The organism is Arthrobacter sp. SW1 (genome assembly GCF_001766675.1).
Taxonomy (GTDB): domain Bacteria; phylum Actinomycetota; class Actinomycetes; order Actinomycetales; family Micrococcaceae; genus Arthrobacter.
In genome coordinates this window covers 36,192-55,892 of the sequence record NZ_MJLT01000009.1, presented here as the reverse complement: position 1 = coordinate 55,892, position 19,701 = coordinate 36,192, and the positions used below count along the sequence as shown (strand labels likewise).

The 19,701-nt window shown below is 67.5% G+C and carries 18 protein-coding genes; 12 read left to right on the top strand and 6 right to left on the bottom strand.

Annotated elements, in window-relative coordinates:
- The first annotated feature begins 6 nt into the window (after positions 1-6).
- The 10 genes from BIU82_RS06855 (at position 7) to BIU82_RS06810 (ending at position 9,868) form a co-directional block, all read left to right on the top strand.
- Positions 7-198, top strand: a complete 192-nt coding sequence (locus BIU82_RS06855) for a hypothetical protein (RefSeq protein ID WP_070348729.1) — start codon at positions 7-9, stop codon at positions 196-198.
- 31 nt (positions 199-229) lie between these two features.
- Complete coding sequence (locus BIU82_RS06850) at positions 230-1,036, top strand: TlyA family RNA methyltransferase (protein ID WP_070348728.1); 807 nt, start codon at positions 230-232, stop codon at positions 1,034-1,036.
- A gap of 27 nt (positions 1,037-1,063) precedes the next feature.
- Positions 1,064-2,095: an NAD kinase gene (locus tag BIU82_RS06845; RefSeq protein ID WP_070348727.1), complete on the top strand. Its 1,032-nt coding sequence runs from the start codon at positions 1,064-1,066 to the stop codon at positions 2,093-2,095.
- A gap of 3 nt (positions 2,096-2,098) precedes the next feature.
- On the top strand, positions 2,099-3,838 hold the full coding sequence (gene recN / locus BIU82_RS06840; RefSeq protein ID WP_070348726.1) for a DNA repair protein RecN: 1,740 nt from the start codon (positions 2,099-2,101) through the stop codon (positions 3,836-3,838).
- Positions 3,839-3,967: 129 nt separating this feature from the next.
- Positions 3,968-5,719, top strand: a complete 1,752-nt coding sequence (locus tag BIU82_RS06835; RefSeq protein ID WP_070348725.1) for a CTP synthase — start codon at positions 3,968-3,970, stop codon at positions 5,717-5,719.
- Between the two features lie 26 nt (positions 5,720-5,745).
- Positions 5,746-6,408: an NUDIX hydrolase gene (locus tag BIU82_RS06830; protein ID WP_070348724.1), complete on the top strand. Its 663-nt coding sequence runs from the start codon at positions 5,746-5,748 to the stop codon at positions 6,406-6,408.
- Between the two features lie 2 nt (positions 6,409-6,410).
- Positions 6,411-7,403 carry a site-specific tyrosine recombinase XerD gene (gene xerD / locus BIU82_RS06825; protein ID WP_070348723.1) on the top strand — a complete coding sequence of 331 codons (993 nt, stop codon included), beginning with the start codon at positions 6,411-6,413 and terminating at the stop codon, positions 7,401-7,403.
- 96 nt (positions 7,404-7,499) lie between these two features.
- Positions 7,500-8,003: a sigma-70 family RNA polymerase sigma factor gene (locus tag BIU82_RS06820; RefSeq protein WP_070348722.1), complete on the top strand. Its 504-nt coding sequence runs from the start codon at positions 7,500-7,502 to the stop codon at positions 8,001-8,003.
- 2 nt (positions 8,004-8,005) lie between these two features.
- Positions 8,006-9,358 carry a hypothetical protein gene (locus BIU82_RS06815; RefSeq protein WP_070348721.1) on the top strand — a complete coding sequence of 451 codons (1,353 nt, stop codon included), beginning with the start codon at positions 8,006-8,008 and terminating at the stop codon, positions 9,356-9,358.
- A gap of 30 nt (positions 9,359-9,388) precedes the next feature.
- Positions 9,389-9,868, top strand: a complete 480-nt coding sequence (locus BIU82_RS06810; protein WP_070348720.1) for an 8-oxo-dGTP diphosphatase — start codon at positions 9,389-9,391, stop codon at positions 9,866-9,868.
- 87 nt (positions 9,869-9,955) lie between these two features.
- Here BIU82_RS06810 and BIU82_RS06805 read toward each other — a convergent pair whose 3' ends face one another.
- From BIU82_RS06805 to BIU82_RS06790, 4 genes are read right to left on the bottom strand one after another with little or no spacing between them, the layout of a single operon-like run.
- The gene (locus BIU82_RS06805) at positions 9,956-11,095 is read right to left on the bottom strand and encodes a bifunctional 2-methylcitrate synthase/citrate synthase (protein ID WP_070348719.1); all 1,140 of its coding nucleotides are present in this window, start codon (positions 11,093-11,095) and stop codon (positions 9,956-9,958) included.
- 32 nt (positions 11,096-11,127) lie between these two features.
- On the bottom strand, positions 11,128-12,027 hold the full coding sequence (gene prpB / locus BIU82_RS06800) for a methylisocitrate lyase (protein ID WP_070348718.1): 900 nt from the start codon (positions 12,025-12,027) through the stop codon (positions 11,128-11,130).
- Entirely contained in the window at positions 12,028-13,548 is a 1,521-nt protein-coding gene (locus tag BIU82_RS06795; protein WP_070348717.1) for an MmgE/PrpD family protein, read from the bottom strand.
- 10 nt (positions 13,549-13,558) lie between these two features.
- Complete coding sequence (locus BIU82_RS06790) at positions 13,559-14,215, bottom strand: GntR family transcriptional regulator (protein ID WP_070348716.1); 657 nt, start codon at positions 14,213-14,215, stop codon at positions 13,559-13,561.
- Positions 14,216-14,369: 154 nt separating this feature from the next.
- Between BIU82_RS06790 and BIU82_RS06785 the strand changes: the two genes are divergently transcribed.
- Complete coding sequence (locus BIU82_RS06785) at positions 14,370-15,782, top strand: FAD-binding oxidoreductase (protein ID WP_070348715.1); 1,413 nt, start codon at positions 14,370-14,372, stop codon at positions 15,780-15,782.
- Here the strand turns inward: BIU82_RS06785 and BIU82_RS06780 are convergent.
- On the bottom strand, positions 15,779-16,489 hold the full coding sequence (locus BIU82_RS06780; RefSeq protein WP_070348714.1) for a response regulator: 711 nt from the start codon (positions 16,487-16,489) through the stop codon (positions 15,779-15,781). The two genes, BIU82_RS06785 and BIU82_RS06780, sit on opposite strands and share 4 nt — an antisense overlap.
- A complete protein-coding gene (locus tag BIU82_RS06775) occupies positions 16,486-18,201 on the bottom strand; it encodes an ATP-binding protein (protein ID WP_070348713.1) in 1,716 nt (571 codons plus the stop codon). Before BIU82_RS06775 ends, BIU82_RS06780 begins: the two co-directional genes overlap by 4 nt.
- Before the next feature lie 135 nt (positions 18,202-18,336).
- On the opposite strand from BIU82_RS06775, the gene BIU82_RS06770 reads away from it, so the two are divergent.
- Positions 18,337-19,677, top strand: a complete 1,341-nt coding sequence (locus tag BIU82_RS06770; protein ID WP_070348712.1) for a cation:dicarboxylase symporter family transporter — start codon at positions 18,337-18,339, stop codon at positions 19,675-19,677.
- Positions 19,678-19,701: the final 24 nt, after the last annotated feature.

Here is a 19,701-nt window from a genome sequence, read left to right as displayed (position 1 = left end):
GCTGGCATGACTGAGCTGAACGGCGGGCCCGACAACGTGCCCTGGCCCGAGCCGCCGGAGCCGGGCGGAGACCCGGTGGTGGACAGCGTGGCGGGCGGACTGACGGACCTTCCGGGCCTCCCTGTGGAGGAGCACTTGGCCCGTTATACCGAGATCCATGACGCGCTCCTGTCCGCCCTCGATTCCGAAGACACCTGACTCCCAAGAAAGCTGGACTGGAAAGCAGACGATGGCACGACTTGACCAGGAACTCGTCAGCCGCGGCCTGGCGAGGTCGCGCACCCATGCGGCCAAACTCATTGCGGACGGCAAGGTCAGTTCCGGCGGCACCGTGTTGCGGAAGGCGTCCCTCCAATGCGATGAGGCAACGCCGCTCGACGTGCAGGCGCATGCCGAAGACGCCTACGTCAGCCGTGCCGGACACAAGCTCGCCGGTGCCCTCGACGCCTTTCCCGGGGTCTCCGTCAACGGCAAGCGCTGCCTCGACGCAGGAGCCTCGACCGGAGGCTTCACCGATGTGCTGCTCAAGCGCGGCGCCGCGCAGGTGCTGGCGGTCGACGTCGGGCACGGGCAATTGGTGCCGGTCCTGCGGGAGGATCCGCGCGTCGTCGTGCACGAGGGACTGAACGTCCGCTACATGGATCCCGCGCAGATCGGCGGCCCCGCCGCGCTCACAGTCGCGGACCTGTCCTTCATCTCCCTGACGCTCGTGATCGGGCCGCTTGCTGAGTGCACCGAACCCGGGGGAGAGCTGCTGCTGATGGTGAAGCCGCAGTTCGAGGTGGGCCGCGAGCGGCTGTCCCGCACCGGCGTCGTGTCCTCCCCGGACGAACGACGGCGGGCGGTCGCCGGAGTGGCGCGCGCGGCCGTGGCTGCCGGGCTGGAATTGTGCGGGCTGGCCGAAAGCCCGTTGCCCGGCCAGGACGGAAATGTTGAATACTTCCTGTGGATGAAGCGCAGGATGTCTGCGGTCCTGCCTAAGATCGAAGAGCGCGACGGGGACGTCGACGCACTGTTGGCGAACATCTGGCCCTGAGACAGGCCACGAGCGGAACGGAACACCATGAGCAGGCGCGTACTGGTCCTTGCCCACACCGGGCGGGAAGAATCCCTCCGCGCAGCGTGGGATGCCTGTGACGCCCTGCATTCCTCCGGCCTGGTGCCGGTCATGCAGAAATCCGAGCTCTCGGACGTGGAGCGCTTCTTCGGCCACGTGGACAAGCCCATCGAGATCCTTCACGAGGATGTACGGATCGAGGACGTGGAACTCGTCATGGTCCTGGGCGGCGACGGCACCATCCTGCGCGCCGCGGAACTGGTCCGCGAAACCGATCTCCCCATGCTCGGGGTCAACCTGGGCCATGTGGGCTTCCTTGCCGAAAGCGAGCGGGCAGACCTCACCCAGACCGTGGAATGGATCGCCAGCCGTGAGTACACGGTCGAGGAACGCATGACCATCGACGTCCAGGTCTGGGTGCGCGGACGCAAGATCTGGCACACCTGGGCCCTCAACGAAGCCGCCATCGAAAAAGCGGACCGCGAACGCATGGTCGAAATTGTCACCGAGGTGGACGAACGCCCGCTCACCTCCTTCGGCTGCGACGGCGTGGTCCTGGCCACGCCCACCGGATCCACCGCCTACGCCTTCTCCTCCGGCGGTCCCGTGGTGTGGCCCGAGGTCGAGGCCCTGGTGATCGTCCCCATCAGCGCCCACGCCCTGTTCGCCAAACCCCTGGTGGTCTCGCCGCGGTCCAAGCTGGCCGTGGAAATCCTCAACCGCACCGACGCCAAGGGCGTGCTCTGGTGCGACGGCCGCCGCTCCGTGGACCTGCCGCCCGGAGCCCGAGTGGAGGTCACCCGCTCCAGCCGTCCCGTCCGCCTGGCCCGCACCCACCAGACGCCGTTTTCCGCCCGGCTGGTGCGCAAGTTCGAACTTCCCATCCACGGCTGGCGCGGACCCGTGCCGCGCTCGGCCGATATCCACACCGGCCCTGTCCCGGTGGTCCGCACCCCGACGCCGAGCCCCCTGCCGGGGCCGACTCACCCCGGTGCAGGCGGACCCGAAACCTCCGACGACACCCCGAAGGAGAACTGATCCATGATCGAGGAACTGCGCATCCGCGACCTCGGCGTCATCACCGACGCCACCTTGCCGCTCGGCCCCGGGCTGAGCGTCGTCACCGGCGAAACCGGCGCCGGCAAGACCATGGTGGTCACCGCCGTCGGGCTTCTGCTGGGCTCCCGCTCCGACGCCGGCGCGGTCCGCACCGGGGCGAAGTCCGCGTCCGCGGAGGCGCTGCTGACCCTGGATCCCGGCCACGTCGCCGTCGAACGCGCGGTGGAAGCCGGCGGCGAGGCGGAAGAGTTCGACGGCGGAGCGCAGCTTCTGCTGGCCCGCACCGTGGGTGCCGACGGCCGCAGCCGTGCGTTCGTGGGCGGCCGTTCAGCCCCCGTGGGCGTACTCGCCGAGCTCGGCGAGAGCCTGGTGGTGGTGCATGGCCAATCGGAGCAGATCCGGCTCAAGAGCGTCACCGCGCAGCGCAACGCCCTGGACCGTTTCGCGGGTTCCGAGCTGGCGGGCGTGCTGGGCGGTTACCAGGAACTGCACGGCCGCTGGAAGGCTGAACAGGCCGAACTGGACACGCTGCGCAGCGAAGCCCGGGACCGGCTGCGCGAGGCCGAGTCCCTGCAGGCTGCGCTCGAGGAGATCGACGCCGTGGATCCCCAGCCCGGTGAGGATGACACCCTCAAGGGCGAAGCGGTGAAGCTGGCCAATGTGGAGGAGCTGCGGATCGCCGCCGCAGCCGCGCACCAGGCCCTGATCGCCGAGGACTACGGTGACAGCGGTGACGCCACCACCTTGGTCGATTCCGCCAAGCGGCTCCTCGAGCAGGTGGCCGAACACGATGAGGCGCTGGGTGCCGCAGCGGCCCGGCTCGCCGAGGTCGGCTTCCTGCTGAACGACATCGCGGCCGAGCTGTCCAGCTACCAGGCCTCGCTTGATTCGGAGGGGCCGGAACGGCTTGCCGAGATCGAAGAGCGCCGCGCCGTGCTGGCCAAGCTGATCCGCAAGTACGCACCAAGCATCGATGAGGTCCTGGAATGGGCCGCGACCGCCCGGGTGCGGCTGGACGAACTCCAGGACGATTCTTCCCGGATCGAAGCCCTCGAAGCTTCGGTGGCAGCCGCGGAGGCGGAACTGCGCAAGCAGGCGGCCAAGATCAGCAAGCTGCGGAGCAAGGCCGCCAAGGGGTTGTCGGAGCGGGTCAGCGCCGAGCTGACGGCCCTCGCCATGGCGGACGCCACCCTGGTGATCGACGTGCAGGACAGCGGCGAACTCGGCCCGCACGGCCAGGACGATGTCGCCTTCCTGCTGCAGCCGCACTCCGGCGCACCGGCACGTCCCCTCGGCAAGGGTGCGTCCGGCGGTGAGCTGTCCCGGGTGATGCTCGCCATCGAAGTCGTCCTCGCCGCAGTGGACCCGGTGCCCACCTTCGTCTTCGACGAGGTCGATGCCGGCGTGGGCGGCAAGGCCGCCGTCGAGATCGGCCGGAGGCTCGCCATGCTGGCCCGGCACGTGCAGGTCCTGGTGGTCACGCACCTGCCGCAGGTGGCCGCTTTCGCCAACCAGCACATCCGTGTGACCAAAACCTCGGTGCGCGGCGCGGACGGCAAAACCAGCACCGGATTCACCTCCAGTGACGTGCAGCTGCTCGACGAGGAAGAGCGCGTGCGGGAGCTCGCCAGGATGCTCGCCGGGCAGGAAGATTCCGAGTCTGCCCGCGCCCACGCTCAGGAATTGCTCGACGACGCCAAGCTCCTGCCGCAGCCTGCCTGAGCTTCCGCGGGCCCTGCGGCAGCTCGTTGACGTCGATTGCCCGGCTTTGCCCCTTGCCCGGGGAAGGGGCCGCGGGAGAGCATTGAGCATTTGGGGAAACAGGCGGCGGAACCCTTGGAGGCGCAATTGATGATAAGCTCGAATTCCGTGGTGCAGCGATCAAATTCCCGTGTAAATTCCCGGTTCCCGGGCTCGTCCAAGACGACCAAACACATCTTTGTCACCGGCGGTGTGGCGTCCTCGCTCGGAAAGGGACTGACGGCGTCCAGCCTCGGCCACCTGCTGCGGGCACGCGGTTTGTCTGTAACTATGCAGAAGCTCGATCCCTATCTGAACGTGGATCCGGGCACGATGAATCCCTTCCAGCACGGCGAAGTCTTCGTCACTGACGACGGCGCCGAAACCGACCTCGACATCGGACACTACGAGCGCTTCCTCGACGAGAACCTCGAGGGCTCGGCCAACGTCACGACCGGCCAGATCTACTCGACCGTCATCGCCAAGGAACGCCGCGGCGAATACCTCGGCGATACCGTCCAGGTCATCCCGCACATCACGGATGAGATCAAGCGCCGCATGCGCCTGCCTGCCGAAGGCAAGAACGCTCCGGACGTCATCATCACCGAAATCGGCGGCACTGTGGGCGACATCGAATCCCAGCCCTTCCTGGAGTCCGCCCGCCAGGTCCGCCAGGACATCGGCCGCAACAACGCCTTCTTCCTGCATGTTTCCCTGGTGCCGTACATTGGCCCGTCGCAGGAACTGAAGACCAAGCCCACGCAGCACTCCGTTGCGGCGCTGCGCTCCATCGGCATCCAGCCCGAAGCCATCGTGATCCGTTCGGACCGCGAAGTGCCCGAGGCGATGCGCGAGAAGATCGGCCGCATGTGCGACGTCGACATCGACGCCGTCATCAACGCCGCCGACGCCCCGAGCATCTATGACATCCCCAAGACCCTGCACGCCCAGGGCCTGGACTCCTACATCGTGCGTGCCCTGGACCTGCCGTTCAAGGACGTGGACTGGAGCAAGTGGGACAAGCTGCTCGAAGCTGTCCACAACCCGAAGCACGAGGTCGAGGTCGCCCTGGTGGGCAAGTACATCGACCTGCCGGACGCCTACCTTTCCGTCACCGAGGCCCTGCGGGCCGGCGGTTTCGCGAACGAGGCCAAGGTCAAGATCCGCTGGGTTCCCTCGGACGAATGCGAAACCCTCGAAGGTGCCAAGAAGTCCCTGGCCGGCGTGGACGCCATCTGCGTCCCGGGCGGCTTCGGCATCCGCGGCCTGGAAGGCAAGCTCGGCGCCCTCAAGTTCGCCCGCGAAACCTTGCTCCCGGTCCTGGGCCTGTGCCTCGGCCTGCAGTGCATGGTGATCGAGTACGCCCGCAACGTGGTCGGCCTGGAAGGCGCGTCCTCCAGCGAGTTCGAACCGGATTCCAAGTACCCGGTCATCGCCACGATGGAAGAGCAGCTGGACATCGTGGAAGGCAAGGGCGACCTTGGCGGCACCATGCGCCTGGGCCTCTACGAAGCCAAGCTGGACGAAGGCTCCGTCGTCGCCGAGACCTACGGTGCCACCGCCGTCAGCGAACGCCACCGCCACCGCTACGAGGTGAACAACAAGTTCCGCCCGCAGATCGCCGAAGCCGGCCTGGTGTTCTCCGGAACCTCCCCGGACGGCAAGCTGGTGGAGTTCGTTGAGCTGCCGCGCGAAGTACACCCGTACTACGTGGCGACGCAGGCCCACCCGGAGCTCAGCTCCCGCCCCACCCGCCCGCACCCGCTGTTCGCAGGCCTGGTGAAGGCTGCCCTGGAACGCCGCAACGGCGCTTCCGCGGAAGCTCCGGCCGCGAAGGCAGCCGGCAAAGCAGCAGCAAAGTAGTTCATAGCACCCCAAAGGACGGCGCGATGCCCGGTAGTTCCGAATCTTCCAGCAGTTCCCGGCAGTTTTCGGATACACCGAGCCCGCGCCGTCTTTTGTCTTCCAGCACGGTCTATCAAGGCCGGATCTGGGATGTCGTCAGCGATGCCTTCGAGCTTGCCGAGGACACCGGCACCCTGGTGCGCGATTACATCGACCATCCGGGCGCCGTCGCCATCCTGCCCATGAACGACGACGGCGACATCCTCCTCCTCAAGCAGTACCGGCACCCCGTGGGCATGGACCTCTGGGAGATTCCCGCGGGGCTGCTGGACGTCGAGGGGGAGGACTTCGTCGTCGGCGCCGCCCGGGAGTTGGCCGAGGAAGCGGATCTGCAGGCCACCGAATGGAACGTCCTAGCCGACTTCTTCAACTCGCCCGGTTCATCCAGCGAGGCAATCCGCATCTACCTGGCCCGCGGACTCTCCGAAGTACCGGAAGCCGAACGCCACGTCCGCACGGACGAGGAAGCCGAAATCGAGCTCCGCTGGGTGTCCTTGGACGAAGCCGTTGCGGCCGTCCTGGAGGGCCGGCTGCACAACCCGTCCGCCGTCGTCGGGATCCTCGCCGCGGCAGCAGCCCGCACCGGCGGATTCACCGGGCTCCGCCCCGGCAACGCCCCGTGGCCCGCCCACCCCAGCCAGCGCTGACCATGGCACAGCCTGGCAGGGAACCGGGGGAGGACACGCGCGCGGCGACTGCCGTGGACCGGGCGGTGAGCGATTACCTTCAGCACCTCGGCGTGGAACGCGGGCTTGCCGCCAACACCCTGTCCGCCTACCGCCGTGACCTCTCCCGTTACGCGAACTTCCTCGCCGCAGCCGGCATCGACAAGCCCGGCAACGTGACCCGGCACGACGTCACCGCCTTCGTCCAGGCACTCTCCGACGGGTCCGACGGCGCCACCGCACTAGGCGTGCGCTCTGCCGCGCGGACCGTGGTCGCCGTGCGCGGCCTCCACAAGTTCTGGGCCTTGGAAGGAACCACGACGGCGGACCCCGCCAGTGACGTCCACCCGCCGATGCCCGGTAAACGGCTGCCCAAGGCGATCAGCGTGGACGAAGTCACCCGCATCCTCGAAGCCGCCGGAGCGGACAGCCCTACCGGGCTCCGCGACCGCGCCCTCCTCGAGTTCCTCTATTCCACCGGCGCCCGCATCAGCGAAGCAGTAGGGCTCGACGTCGACGACGTCGCCCTCGTGCCGGACGGGGCCGGCCCCGACGACGACGGCCCGGCGATCGTGCGGCTGTTCGGCAAGGGATCCAAGGAGCGGCTGGTGCCGCTCGGCTCCTATGGGGCACGCGCCGTCGGCGCCTACCTGGTGCGGGGCAGGCCCGCACTCGCCGCCAAGGGCAAAGGCACGCCGGCGCTCTTCCTCAACGCCCGTGGCGGCAGGATCAGCCGGCAAAGCGCCTGGACCATCCTGAAGACCGCCGCCGAGAAAGCCCACATCACCAAAGACGTTTCCCCGCACACCCTGCGCCACTCCTTCGCCACCCACCTGCTGGAAGGCGGCGCAGATGTCCGCGTGGTCCAGGAGCTCCTCGGCCACGCCTCCGTGACCACAACGCAGGTGTACACCCTGGTCACCGCGGACACCCTCCGCGAGGTGTACGCGGCCGCGCATCCCCGTGCCCTGGGATAAGCCCGGGAAGTTTTTTCCAGCTGGTGTAAGAACGGCTCCCTCTTGGGAAACCAAGTCTTTAAAATCATCACAAGCCTTTGAATCCGGGGGGATCAGATGTTGGCTGCCAGGGAGCACGAGTTCATGGCGCTGCACGCCCAGCACTTCACCCGCGTCTACCACTACATCGCGTACCGCATCAACGACAGGGCGCGGGCTGAGGAACTTGCCGCGGATGTTTTCCGCATTGTCTGGGAGAAACGCCTTGAGGAGCCGCCAGGGATCGGCTGGCTGATAGCCACCGCCCGCAACGTCCTGGGCAACGAGTACAAGGGCCGGCGCCGCCGGGAAGAGCTCATCGAGCGGCTGACGGACGAGGCCCGCACCCAGGGTGAGGCCTCCGACGACGGCCAGCGCGCCGCCGTCGCCGCCGTCCTGACGCGCCTCAACGAACGCGACAGGGAAGTGCTCATGCTCAGCTATTGGGATGACCTGAGCACCGCCGAACTGGCCGAGAGCCTGCAGTGTTCGCCATCCGCCGCCGCCGTCCGCCTGCACCGGGCACGGAAGGCTTTCGCTAAAGCCGCCCCCTCACACCTCATTACAGAACGGAAGGGCTAGCCATGGACCGCATCGAGCAGCTCTTGAAGGAAGCCAAGCCGCGGGTCGAGGAGCCGGAGACCATCCCCGGCCGCGACTCCGCCCGTTCGATCGTGTTCTCGAGCGACCCGAACGTTGTCTCCCTGGCGGACCGCCGGCCCGCCAAGCGCACCGCTGTCCGTGTCGCCGCGGCGGGACTCGTGGCTGCCGCCGCGGTTGCCGCCGCCGTCGTGGTGGGCGGGAACCTCGTCCAGCAGCCGGTTCCGGACCCCGCGAACACCGGCACGCCGTCGATCTCCGAAAGCCCGGCACCGACACCCAGCCCCACGGCGACGGAAACCTCCGGCGGGCCGCTGACCACCAACGGCGTGGAATGCACCATGGCGAACGTCGACCAGCAGAAGAGCGACCAGGTCAGGGCGGTCACCCCCGTGCCGGAAGCCAACTGGAAGTACTACACCGTGCTCGGCTGCGCCGAAGGCTGGATCGCTTACGAGACGTCCGACGAAGGCGCCCGGGCCATGAACCTGGACGGCGGCAACGCCTGGTACAACCTGGGCAGGCTGCAGGACAACAAGCGCTTCCTGACCGATTTCCAGCAGGACTGGGCCAGCGTCTTCACCTGGAAGTTCCAAGGCCTGAACAACGATGTCTCGCAGAACGGCCAGGCCATGACCGCGCAGCAGGCCATGGACAAGGAGTTCGCGGACAAGGGGATCCCGGTGGAGCTGCGGGAGCGCTTGGTGGGCAAAGGCCCGGTGGCCGCACCTCCGGCCGGTGAACCTTTGCCCAACGGGTACGCGAGCACTGATGGCCGCGTCAGCTTCAGCTACCCGTCCGGTTGGAAGGTGCAGCCCAAGCCGGATACCGCTCCGAACGCCGTGAACCTGACGGTGCATGATGCGTCCGGCAAGAAGCTCGCGGACCTCGCCTACGGCAACCAAGGCAGCGGCATCGGCGGGTCGTGCACCACTCCGGTGCCCTACACGGTGCTGGATTACGCCGAGGTGCCACTGCCGTACAACAAGGACGTCCCCAACAGCGTGACTCCACGCTTCGCCTACCGGGTCATGGAAACCGGCAACGGCAAGGTTCTCGCTTCCTACGGTTTGACCAGCACCATCGGAGGGGCGGACGGCAAGGCCTGCCTGATCTACAACGTGGTCAACGGCCAGGAAGACTCGCCCATCTACATGTTCGCCAGCGGCCCCCAGATGCGCCCGGACCTCACGGACGCCGAAGCTGCGGAACAAGGGGTCCTGGTCTTCGGCAGCATGGCCGAGGCCATCGAATACCGCAACAGCCAGGAGTATCGGCAGGTCAAGGCCATGATTACGTCGCTGACGATCCAGGGACGCGATTCTTCGGTCGGTTAGCGGGGTCCGCCGCGGCGATAGGGTAGGGGCATGCATTTCACGCCCGTCGCCTTGTGCTTCCTGGTCCGGAACCGTCCCGACGGCGGCCGCGACGTCCTGCTCGGGCAGAAAAAGACCGGCTTCGGCGCGGGCAAGGTGGTGGGCCTGGGCGGCCATGTGGAGCCGGGGGAGAGCGACGCCGAAGCAGCCTGCCGTGAGGTCTTCGAAGAATCCGGCGTGACTGTCCTGGAGGAGGACCTGGTGGACGCCGGCACCGTCCGGTTCGTGTTTCCGGCCCGGCCCGAGTGGAACATGCGCACCCGGCTTTTCACCGCGGAGCGCTGGGAGGGTGTGCCGGAGGAGAGCCCGGAAATCGTGCCGGAATGGTTCGACGTGGATGCACTTCCGGTCGAGCGTATGTGGCAGGACGCCGAGCACTGGCTGCCCATGGCGCTGGGAGGCGGCCGGCTGGATATCGACGTCGTCCTGAACCACGACAACGCCACGGTCAGCCACGTAACGCACCGCTGACTGAACCTCTGGCCCGCGGAACCGCAGACGACGGCGGGCCGGCCACCGCAAGGTGACCGGCCCGCCGTCGTTCTTTCCTTCGAATGGCTAAGGAAGGTGCCGTTCGTCCACGCCGTTGTATTCGCTCAGCGGACGGATCAGCGAGTTGGACCCGAGCTGTTCCATGATGTGCGCGGTCCAGCCCGTGATGCGGCTGGCCACGAACAACGGGGTGAAGGTGGGAGTGTCGAAGCCCATCAGGTGGTAGGTGGGACCTGCCGGGTAGTCAAGGTTCGGCTTGATGCCCTTGGCCTCGTCCATGGCTTGCTCCAGGCCGTTGTACAGCCCCAGGAGTTCGGGCCGGCCGTAGTGGGCGATCATCTTGTCCAGCGCGGCCTTCATCGTTGGCACCCGGGAATCTCCGTGCTTGTAGACGCGGTGGCCGAAGCCCATGACCTTCTTCTTCTGCGCCAAGGCGTCCTCCATCCAGGCCTTAGCCCGGGCAGCGGCTTCCTCCATGGATTCCTCGGCGCGGATGCCGATTTCGTCGAAGGTGTGCATCACAGCTTCGTTGGCCCCGCCGTGCAGCGGTCCCTTCAGCGCGCCGATCGCCGCGGTCACGGCCGAGTGCAGATCGGAGAGCGTGGAGGTGACCACGCGGGCCGTGAAGGTGGAGGCATTGAAGGAGTGCTCCGCGTACAGGATCATCGAGACGTTGAAGGCCTCCACCACCTCGTCCACCGGGTCTTCGCCGAAGGCCATCCAGAGGAAGTTGGCCGAATAGCCCAGATCATCGCGCGGTTCCACGGGCTCCTGGCCGCGGCGGCGGCGCTGATCGTAGGCCACCACCGCAGGCATGGCCGCGAACAGGTCCACGGCCTTGCTCATGTTGGCTTCCGGGGAGGAGTCCTCGGCCAGCGGGTGCCGGGCACCCATGACGGAGGCGGCGGTACGGCACACATCCATCGGGTGGGATTCCAGCGGCAGGGCGTCCACCACCTGCTTCACGACGGGATCGAGGGCCCGGCCCGCGCGCTCGCGGGCGGTGAAAGTAGCTAGCTGCTCCGGAGTCGGGAGTTCACCGTTCCACAACAGGTAGGCGACCTCTTCGAAACTGCACCGGGCGGCGAGCTCCTGCACGGGGTAGCCGCGGTACAACAGGGAATTGGTGTCCGGGTTGACCTTGGAAATCGCGGTGTAGTCCACGACGACGCCGGCCAGCCCCTTCTTGATATCTTCAGCTGCCATGCCGAACTCCTTCGTTCATCGGGGTTTGTCCCTTATCGGGGTACGTGGAAGTTGAAAACGCCTGTGTCGAAGTGGTTGTAGGACTCGTAGTCCACCAGATCGTAGAGCCGGGCGCGGGTAAGCATGTTCTCCACTTGCGCCTGCTGGGTGCCTGTTGCCTTGATCGTTTCCAGCGTACGCTCTGCGGCCCCCATCGCAATGCGCAGCAGGGTGACCGGGTAGATGACCATGTTCACCCCGACGTCCTGCAGCTGCTCCACCGTGAACAGCTCGCTCTTGCCGAACTCGGTCATGTTGGCCAGCACCGGCACGTCCACGGCGTCGCGGATGGCCTTGAACTCGTCCAGGGTTGCCATGGCCTCCGGGAAGATCGCGTCCGCACCGGCGTCCACCAGTTCACGGGCACGGTCCTTCGCTGCCTCGAGGCCTTCCACGGCGCGGATGTCCGTGCGGGCCATGATCAGGAAGTCCGGATCCCGGCGGGCATCGGCGGCGGCGCGGATGCGCTTGGCCGCAGTGTCGGCGTCCACCACGCTCTTGCCGTCCAGGTGGCCGCAGCGCTTCGGGTTGAACTGGTCCTCGATGTGGCAGCCGGCCAGCCCGGCGTTCTCGAGTTCCTGGATGGTGCGTGCCACGTTCATCGGCTCGCCGAACCCGGTGTCTGCGTCCACCAGGCAGGGCAGCTCGGTCATCCGGGCGATCTGTCCGGCCCGCTGCGCGACTTCGGTGAGGGTGGTGAGGCCGATGTCCGGCAGGCCGAGGTCGTTGGCCAGCACGGCGCCGGAAATGTAGACGCCTGGGAAGCCTTTCTCCTCGATCAGCCGGGCGGACAGCGGGTTGAAGGCGCCGGGGAACTGCAGGATGTCGCCGGAGGCGAGCATGTCCCGCAGCTTGCGCCGCTTCTGTTCGGGGGTGCTCTTGGAGTACAGCATCTAGAACAGGCCCTTCGGCGCGTTGGCCAGGTCGATCACACCGGGGGCGGCGGTGATGTTCAGCTGCTCCAGTTCGCCGGCTGCCAGTTCCGGCAGGCGCTCGACGGCGGCGAGGAACCGTTCGATTTCGGCCTCCTCCACGAGCCCGGCGGCCAGGGTGCGGAACTTGTTGACGTACTGCTCACGGGCAAACGGCCGGGCACCGAGGGGGTGCGCGTCGGCGACGGCGATTTCGTCGGTGATGACCGTGCCGTCCGTGAGCGTGATGACCACCGATCCGCCGAAGGCCTTCTCGGCGATGTCCAGGGAGTGGTAGCGGCGGGTCCATTCCGGGTCTTCCACGGTGCTGACCTTGTGCCACAGCTCCACGGTGTCCGGCCGGCCCGCGCGCTCCGGCGCGTACGAGTCCACGTGGTGCCAGGCGCCGTCCTGCAGGGCAACCGTGAAGATGTACGGGATCGAGTGGTCCAGGGTCTCGCGGCTGGCGGTGGGATCGTACTTCTGCGGATCGTTGGCGCCCGAGCCGATCACGTAGTGGGTGTGGTGGCTGGTCTTGATCAGGATCGACTCCACCTTGGCCGGGTCGGTGGCTTCCGGGCGTTCCTTGTTCAGTTTCCGGGCCAGGTCGATCCACGCCTGGGCCTGGTATTCGGCGGAGTGTTCCTTGGTGTAGGTGTCCAGGATGGCGCGTTTGGCCTCGCCCGGGCCCGGCAGCGGCACTTCGTAGGAGGCATCCGGGCCGTCCAGCATCCAGGCGATCACGCCGTCTTCGCCTTCGTAAATCGGCACGGGGGAGGTCTGCCCGCGCATCGCACGGTCCGCCGCTTCCACGGCCATCTTGCCGGCGAACGCGGGGGCGTGCGCCTTCCAGGTGGAGATTTCGCCCTTGCGGGACTGCCGGGTGGCGGTGGTGGTGTGCAGGGCCTGGCCAACGGACTGGAAGATGGTCTCCACGTCCAGGCCCAGCAGGGTACCGATGCCGGCCGCCGCGGAGGGGCCGAGGTGGGCCACGTGGTCGATCTTGTGCTTGTGCAGGCAGATGGCCTTGACCAGGTTCACCTGGATTTCGTAGCCGGTGGCGATGCCCCGGATGAGGTCCGCGCCCGAGGAGCCCACGTGCTGGGCCACGGCCAGGATCGGCGGAATGTTGTCGCCCGGGTGCGAGTAGTCAGCGGCCAGGAAGGTGTCGTGGTAATCCAGTTCCCGCACGGCCACGCCGTTGGCCCAGGCCGCCCATTCGGGGGAGACCTTGTCCTGGATGCCGAAGACGGAGGCGCCCTTGCCGCCACTGCTCGGGGCGTGCGTGAGGGCCTGCGCGCGGGCAGCAACGATCGGTGCCCGGTTCAGCGAGGCGATGGCCACCGAGGCGTTGTCGATGATCCGGTTGATGATCATCTCCGTGACCTCCGGGGTGACCTCAACGGGGTCGACGGCGACCGAGGCGATCTTGTGCGCGAGCTGTTCCTCGCGGGGGAGGTTCTCTTCGCTCTTGTAGACGCGGACGTGGTGGCTCTTGACCAAGGTGGCTCCTTCAGTGGGATGTGTTGCCGGCTTTGAGGTTGCTGTTTTTGATGTGGCTCAGGCTTCGGTGCAGATGCAGGATGGTGGCGGCTTCGGCGAGTCTCGGGTTTCCGCTGGCGATCGCTTCGGCGATGGAGGCGTGTTCCGCGGCCGCGGCACCCAGGCGCGCGGCGTCGTCGGCGGCCAGGCGCCGCACCCGGACCAGGTGGACGCGCAGGCTCCGCATGGCCTGGGCCAGGTAGGAATTGGAGATTGCGGTGTCAATGGCGTCGTCCAGCCGGCCCACCAGGGCGTAGTACTCGTGGCGGGCGGGATCGCCGGCTTCCAGGAGCGCGGGCGCCTCCAGCAGTTCGGCGTGGAGCTGTTCGAAGACGCGGCGCTCGCCGCGTACGGCAGCCAGTGCCGCCGCTTTGGCCTCCAGGGTTTCGCGGAGCTCGAACAGTTCATCGATGTCCTCCAGCGAGATCGCGGTGACGACGACGCCGCGGCCGCCTGCCGCCGTCGTCAGGCCTTCAGCGGTGAGCCGGCCGAGCGCCTCCCGGACCGGGGTGCGCGAGACGCCGAGGCGCGCGGACTGCTCCACCTCGCCGAGCACCGTGCCCGGGGCGAGGCGCCACTCGATGATGTCCTCACGGAGGGAGGCGTAGGCTTTGTCGCTGGCGCGCATAGGAGCCAGCGTATACACAGGAGGTTTCTAATACCAGCAAATCCCGCAAACTCGAACATTTTGTATACATTCCGGGAAACCCTTCCCTTCTATCCACTCGATGGATAAACTGGGCGAGGCTTGCTGGGGAGCATCCTTCAACTGAAAGAAGCACATGCACAACCAGCCCAGTTTCCAGGATGTGTCCGAACTCCGCTTCGCCGTGAACGGCCCGGTGTTCCTGCCCACGGACCCCGGCTTCGCCGCCGAAACCGCCGCATTCAACCTCGCCACCGTCCACGCGCCGGACTTGGCCTTCGGGGCACTCGACGCCGATGACGTCGCCGCGGCAGTCCGGTGGGCGGCAGCGCGGAACATACCGGTGGCCGTGCAATCGACGGGTCACGGCGCCACCAACATGGTCGAAAGCGGCCTCCTCATCAGCACCCGGCGGATGCTTGAGCTGAGCATCGACCCGCTCGAGCGGACAGCCAGGGTTGGGGCGGGCGTCAAGTGGAAGGCCCTTGCCGACGCCGCGGCCGTCCACGGGCTGATGGGACTTTCCGGGTCCACCAGCGATGTCGGCATCATCGGCTACACCCTGGGTGGCGGACTGCCCGTGCTGGGCCGCAGGTACGGTTTCGCCTCGGACCATGTGGTGTCCTTTGACCTCGTCACCGCCGATGGCACCCTACGCGTGGTGGATGCCGCCGGCGAGCCCGAACTGTTCGCCCTGCTGCGCGGCGGCAAGGGAAACCTCGGAATCGTCACCGCGATCGAATTCCGGCTGTTTCCGGATGATGCCTTGTACGGCGGCGGAATTCACTACCCGGGTGAGTCAGCGGCGCAGGTGTTGGAAGCCTTTGCCGCTTGGGCGCCCGGCCTGCCGGAGGACGCGTCCGCGTCGCTGGCCTTCGTGCGGCTGCCCGACATGGAATTGGTTCCCGGGCCCCTGCGCGGCAAGTTCCTGGTCCACCTCCGTTTTGCGCACCAGGGTGATCCCGTGCTTGCGGCGCGCCTGCTGGAACCCATGAGGGCCTGCGCTCCCGTGATGATGGACAGCACCGGCCCCCTGCCGTACAGCGCCTTCGACGCCATCCACCAGGACCCTGACAGCCCCGTGCCCGTCCGGGAGTGCGGCTTCCTGCTCTCAGGGATCGACGCCGGAGCCCGGGAAGCGATCCTCGCCCGCCTTGGTGCTGGCGTGGAGAGTCCGGTGCTGATCGCGGAGCTCCGTTTGCTGGGCGGCGCACTGCGCGGAGTGCCGGGCAGCGATTGCGTTGGCGGGCGCGATGCCGCCTACAGCTTCTTCATGGCGGGCATCGCCGTGCCGCCTACCATGGCGCCCCTGCAGGAGGCGCTTCACGGCGTTCGGGCTGCCCTGGAACCCTGGTCCACCGGGCGCACCTTCGTGAACCTTCACGGGCATTCGGCGGACGCCGCCGACCGGTCACGGGCCTGGGATCCGGAGAGCTACCGGCGGCTCGCCGAGGCGAAGGCGGCCCTTGATCCGCAGAACCTCTTCCGCTTCGGGCCTGTGGTGGAGCCGCTCCGCGCTGCTGCGGACACCGCGCCGGCTCCGGTTTAGCCCCGGCCCCAGCGGTATTCGTTTTCCGGCCGGCCCGGGGTCCCGTAACGGGGGCTCCGGGCCACCGTTCCGGCGTCGGCCAGGTATTCGAGGTAGCGCCGTGCGGTGACCCGGGACATGCCCAGGGCCTCGGTGAGCTCGCTCGCCGATACGGCCCGCCCGAGCCCTGCGAGGTACTCCTTGACCGATTCGAGCGTTCCGGCGGACAGGCCCTTGGGGAGCGGCATGTCGGTCGGTGTGCGCAGGCTGGCGAACGCCTGGTCCACCTCGCTTTGCGACGCGGCGGTGCGGTTTCCCGGGGCGGTGAGTGCCAGTTGCTCCCGGTATGCGCGGTAGTTGTTCAGCTTGTCCGCAAACGTGGCGAAGGTGAACGGCTTGATGAGGTACTGCACGACGCCGATGGACACGGCGCTGCGCACGATGTTCACCTCGCGGACCGCGGTGATCGCGATGATGTCCGCCAGCAGCCCGGCGCCGTGCATCCGCCGCGCCACGTCCAGGCCGTGCAAGTCCGGCAGGTTCATGTCCAGCAGGACCAGGTCCACCGGCTGCCCGGCGGCGGCGAAGTCGTTGAGCAGCCGCAGCGCGGACTGGCCGTCCGGCGCGGTGCCGGCGACGATGAAGCCATCGAGCCGGCCCACGTAGACGGCATGGGCGTCCGCGGCGATCGGTTCGTCTTCGACGACGAGGACTCGGATATCGTTCATTCGCTGTCTTTCGTGGGAGCCGGTGCTGCGGGATCCGGTGCGGGCAGTACTACCCGGAACAGGGCCCCGGTGAGCGGGCCGGCGCTGCTGGGCCCGGCGGTGTCGATCGACAGCGTACCGCCCAGGCGCTTCACGGCCTGCCGCACCAGCGCCAGCCCCACTCCGCGGCCGCCTGGTGTGCTGCCGTCCTGTGCGCTGCCGTCCGGTGCTCGGGAAGCTTTGGTGCTGAAGCCGTATTCGAGGATGTCGTCCGCGATGGCCGGGTCGATCCCGGCACCGGAGTCTGCCACCGAAAAGACCACGCGGTCCGGCGCCGTTTCGATCGACAGGGCCACTTTCCGCGGCGGGGGAGCGGCAGCAGCGGCGTCGAGCGCGTTGTCCAGAAGGTTTCCCAGGATGGTCACCAGGTCCTGCACCGCCAGCCCGTGCAGGCCGTCCTCTCCGGTGACGGAGACGCTGAGCTCGGCCCCGCGTTCATGGGCTTCGGCGGACTTGCCCATGATCAGTGCGCTGAGCACCGGTTCGTCCACCGAGGCCACGATGTCGTCGGTCAGTCGCTGGCTCAGCTCGAGGTCCTTCGTTGCGAAGTCGAGGGCGTCATCCGTGCGGCCCAGTTCCATGAGGGACACGATCATGTGCAGCCGGTTGGCGTGCTCGTGGGTCTGCGCGCGCAACGCCCCGGACAGCGTGCGCATGGTTTCGAGTTCGCTGCCGAGCGATTCGATTTCGGTGCGGTCCCGCAGTGTTGCCACCGTGCCGAAGACGGGTGCGCGGCCGCCTGGCCGGCCCAGGGCGCCGGGGCGTCCGGGCCCGACGGCCGGCGCCTGGTTGACCACGAGGATCCGGGAATCGCTGAGGTGGATTTCGTCGTGCGCGGTGCGGCCGGATTCGAACAGTTCGCGCAGGCTGCCGTCCAACGGAAGTTCGGACAGGCGCGGCGCCCCTTCGGCGGAGGGCCCGACGTCGGACGGCTCCAGTCCCAGCAGCTCCGCCGCCTGGTCGTTGTACATGACCACCGTTCCTCGGGTGTCGATCAGGACAACGCCTTCACGGACCGAATGGAGCACCGATTCGTAGTAGGCGAACAGCTGCGCGAGTTGCTCGGGCCCCCAGCCGCGGGTCACCGAACGCAGGTAGCGGCCGAGCAACCAGGACGCCAGCGAGCCGGCCGCCAGCAGCGCCACGCACAGCGCGATGATCGCCCCGAAGCGACCGGAAGCCGCGATGTCCACATTGCGCACCGTCACGCCGGCGGCCACCAGCGCCCGGACGGTGCCGCCGTCGTCCATCACCGGAACGATCGTCCGCACGGACGGCCCCAAGGTCCCGGCGGTGACCTCGGTGAAGGTCTCGCCGCGGAGCGCGGGATCCACCGTGCCGATGTATGGCTTGCCGATTTCCGCAGGGTTGGCGTGGGTCCAGCGGGTGCGGTCCGGGGCCATGATTGTGACGAAGTCGACGCCGGCCTCCGCCATGACTTTCGCGGCGTAGGGCTGCAGGGTGGCGGAGGGCTCAGGCGACCGTGCCGCGGAAAGCACCAAGGGGTTGGCCGCGATCGCGGCGGCGACGGTCTGCATCCGGCGTCCGGCGTCGTCGTATGTCCGCTGGCGGGCGTCGATGATGGCCGCAGCGCCGAGCACCACGCTCAGCACCAGGACGAACAGGACGTTGGCCGCGAACAGGCGGCGGGCAATGCTCCAGCGCCGGATCAAGCGCACCTCCAATGACCAATATGACCACAACGGTGATCCACGTCACCCCCGGTTCCATGATGGATCTCACACCACCGGCGCAGGAAATGCAGTGCAGATGCCGCAGCGCCTCCAGAGTATCCAAAGGAGCATGCCATGACCTCTCAACGAGGAGAGATTGCCAGCGGGAAGGCCGGGCGCAAGGGCCTGGACAAGTCGCACTACCTGTACATCGCCGTCATCGCGGCGGTCGTCCTCGGCGCCGTGGTCGGCCTGCTGTTCCCCGAGGTCGGCAAATCGCTGAAGCCCCTCGGTGACGGTTTCATCAAGCTCATCAAGATGATGATCGCCCCGGTCATCTTCTGCACCATCGTCCTGGGCATCGGCTCCATCGCGAAGGCGGCCACCGTGGGCAAGGTGGGCGGCCTCGCGCTGGGCTACTTCGTGCTCATGTCCACCTTCGCCCTGGGCATCGGCCTGGTGGTGGGCAACCTGATCCACCCGGGCGAAGGCCTCAAGCTCACGGCCTATGACCCCAGCAAGAAGGCCGAGGTGGACAGCACAGTCGCGTTCCTGCTGGGCATCATCCCCGGCGACATCCCCGTGCTGCCCACCCTGCTTGCCGCGATCCTGGTCGGCTTCGCGCTGCAGAAGATGGGTGCCCAGGGCGCCCCGATCCTGAAGGCCGTTCAGCACGGCCAAGCCCTCGTGTTCCGCATCCTGATCATGATCATGTGGCTGGCCCCGGTCGGCGCCTTCGGTGCGATCGCCGCCGTCGTCGGTGCCACCGGACCGCAGGCCATCCTGAGCATGTTCACCCTGATGGCCGCCTTCTACATCACCTGCGCGCTGTTCATCGTGATCATCCTCGGCGGCCTCCTGCGGATCGTGGCCGGCGTGAGCATCTTCCAGCTCATGAAGTACCTGGCGCGCGAATACCTGCTCATCTTCTCCACCTCGTCTTCGGAAGCAGCCCTGCCGCGCCTCATCGCCAAGATGGAGCACCTGGGCGTGTCCAAGCCGGTGGTCGGCGTGACCGTTCCCACGGGTTACTCCTTCAACCTGGACGGCACCGCGATCTACCTGACCATGGCGTCCCTGTTCGTCGCCAATGCCATGGGCACCCCGCTGGACCTCGGCGCACAGGTTTCCCTGCTGGTCTTCATGATCATTGCCTCCAAGGGTGCGGCAGGCGTTACCGGTGCGGGCCTGGCCACCCTGGCCGCCGGCCTTCAGGCCCACAAGCCCGAACTGCTGGGCGGTGTCGGCATGATCGTGGGCATCGACCGCTTCATGTCCGAGGCCCGCGCCCTGACCAACTTCACGGGCAACGCCGTGGCTACCGTGCTGATCGGCACCTGGGTCAAGGAGATCGACCGCCAGCAGGTCGGCGCCGTCCTTTCCGGCGCAGTGCCGTTCGACGAGGCCACCATGATCAGCCACCATGCTGAGGCCGCCGTTGACGAAGCGGTGGCAAAAGAAGCTGTTCCCGCCTGACATTTCCGCAGGCCAACAGCACAT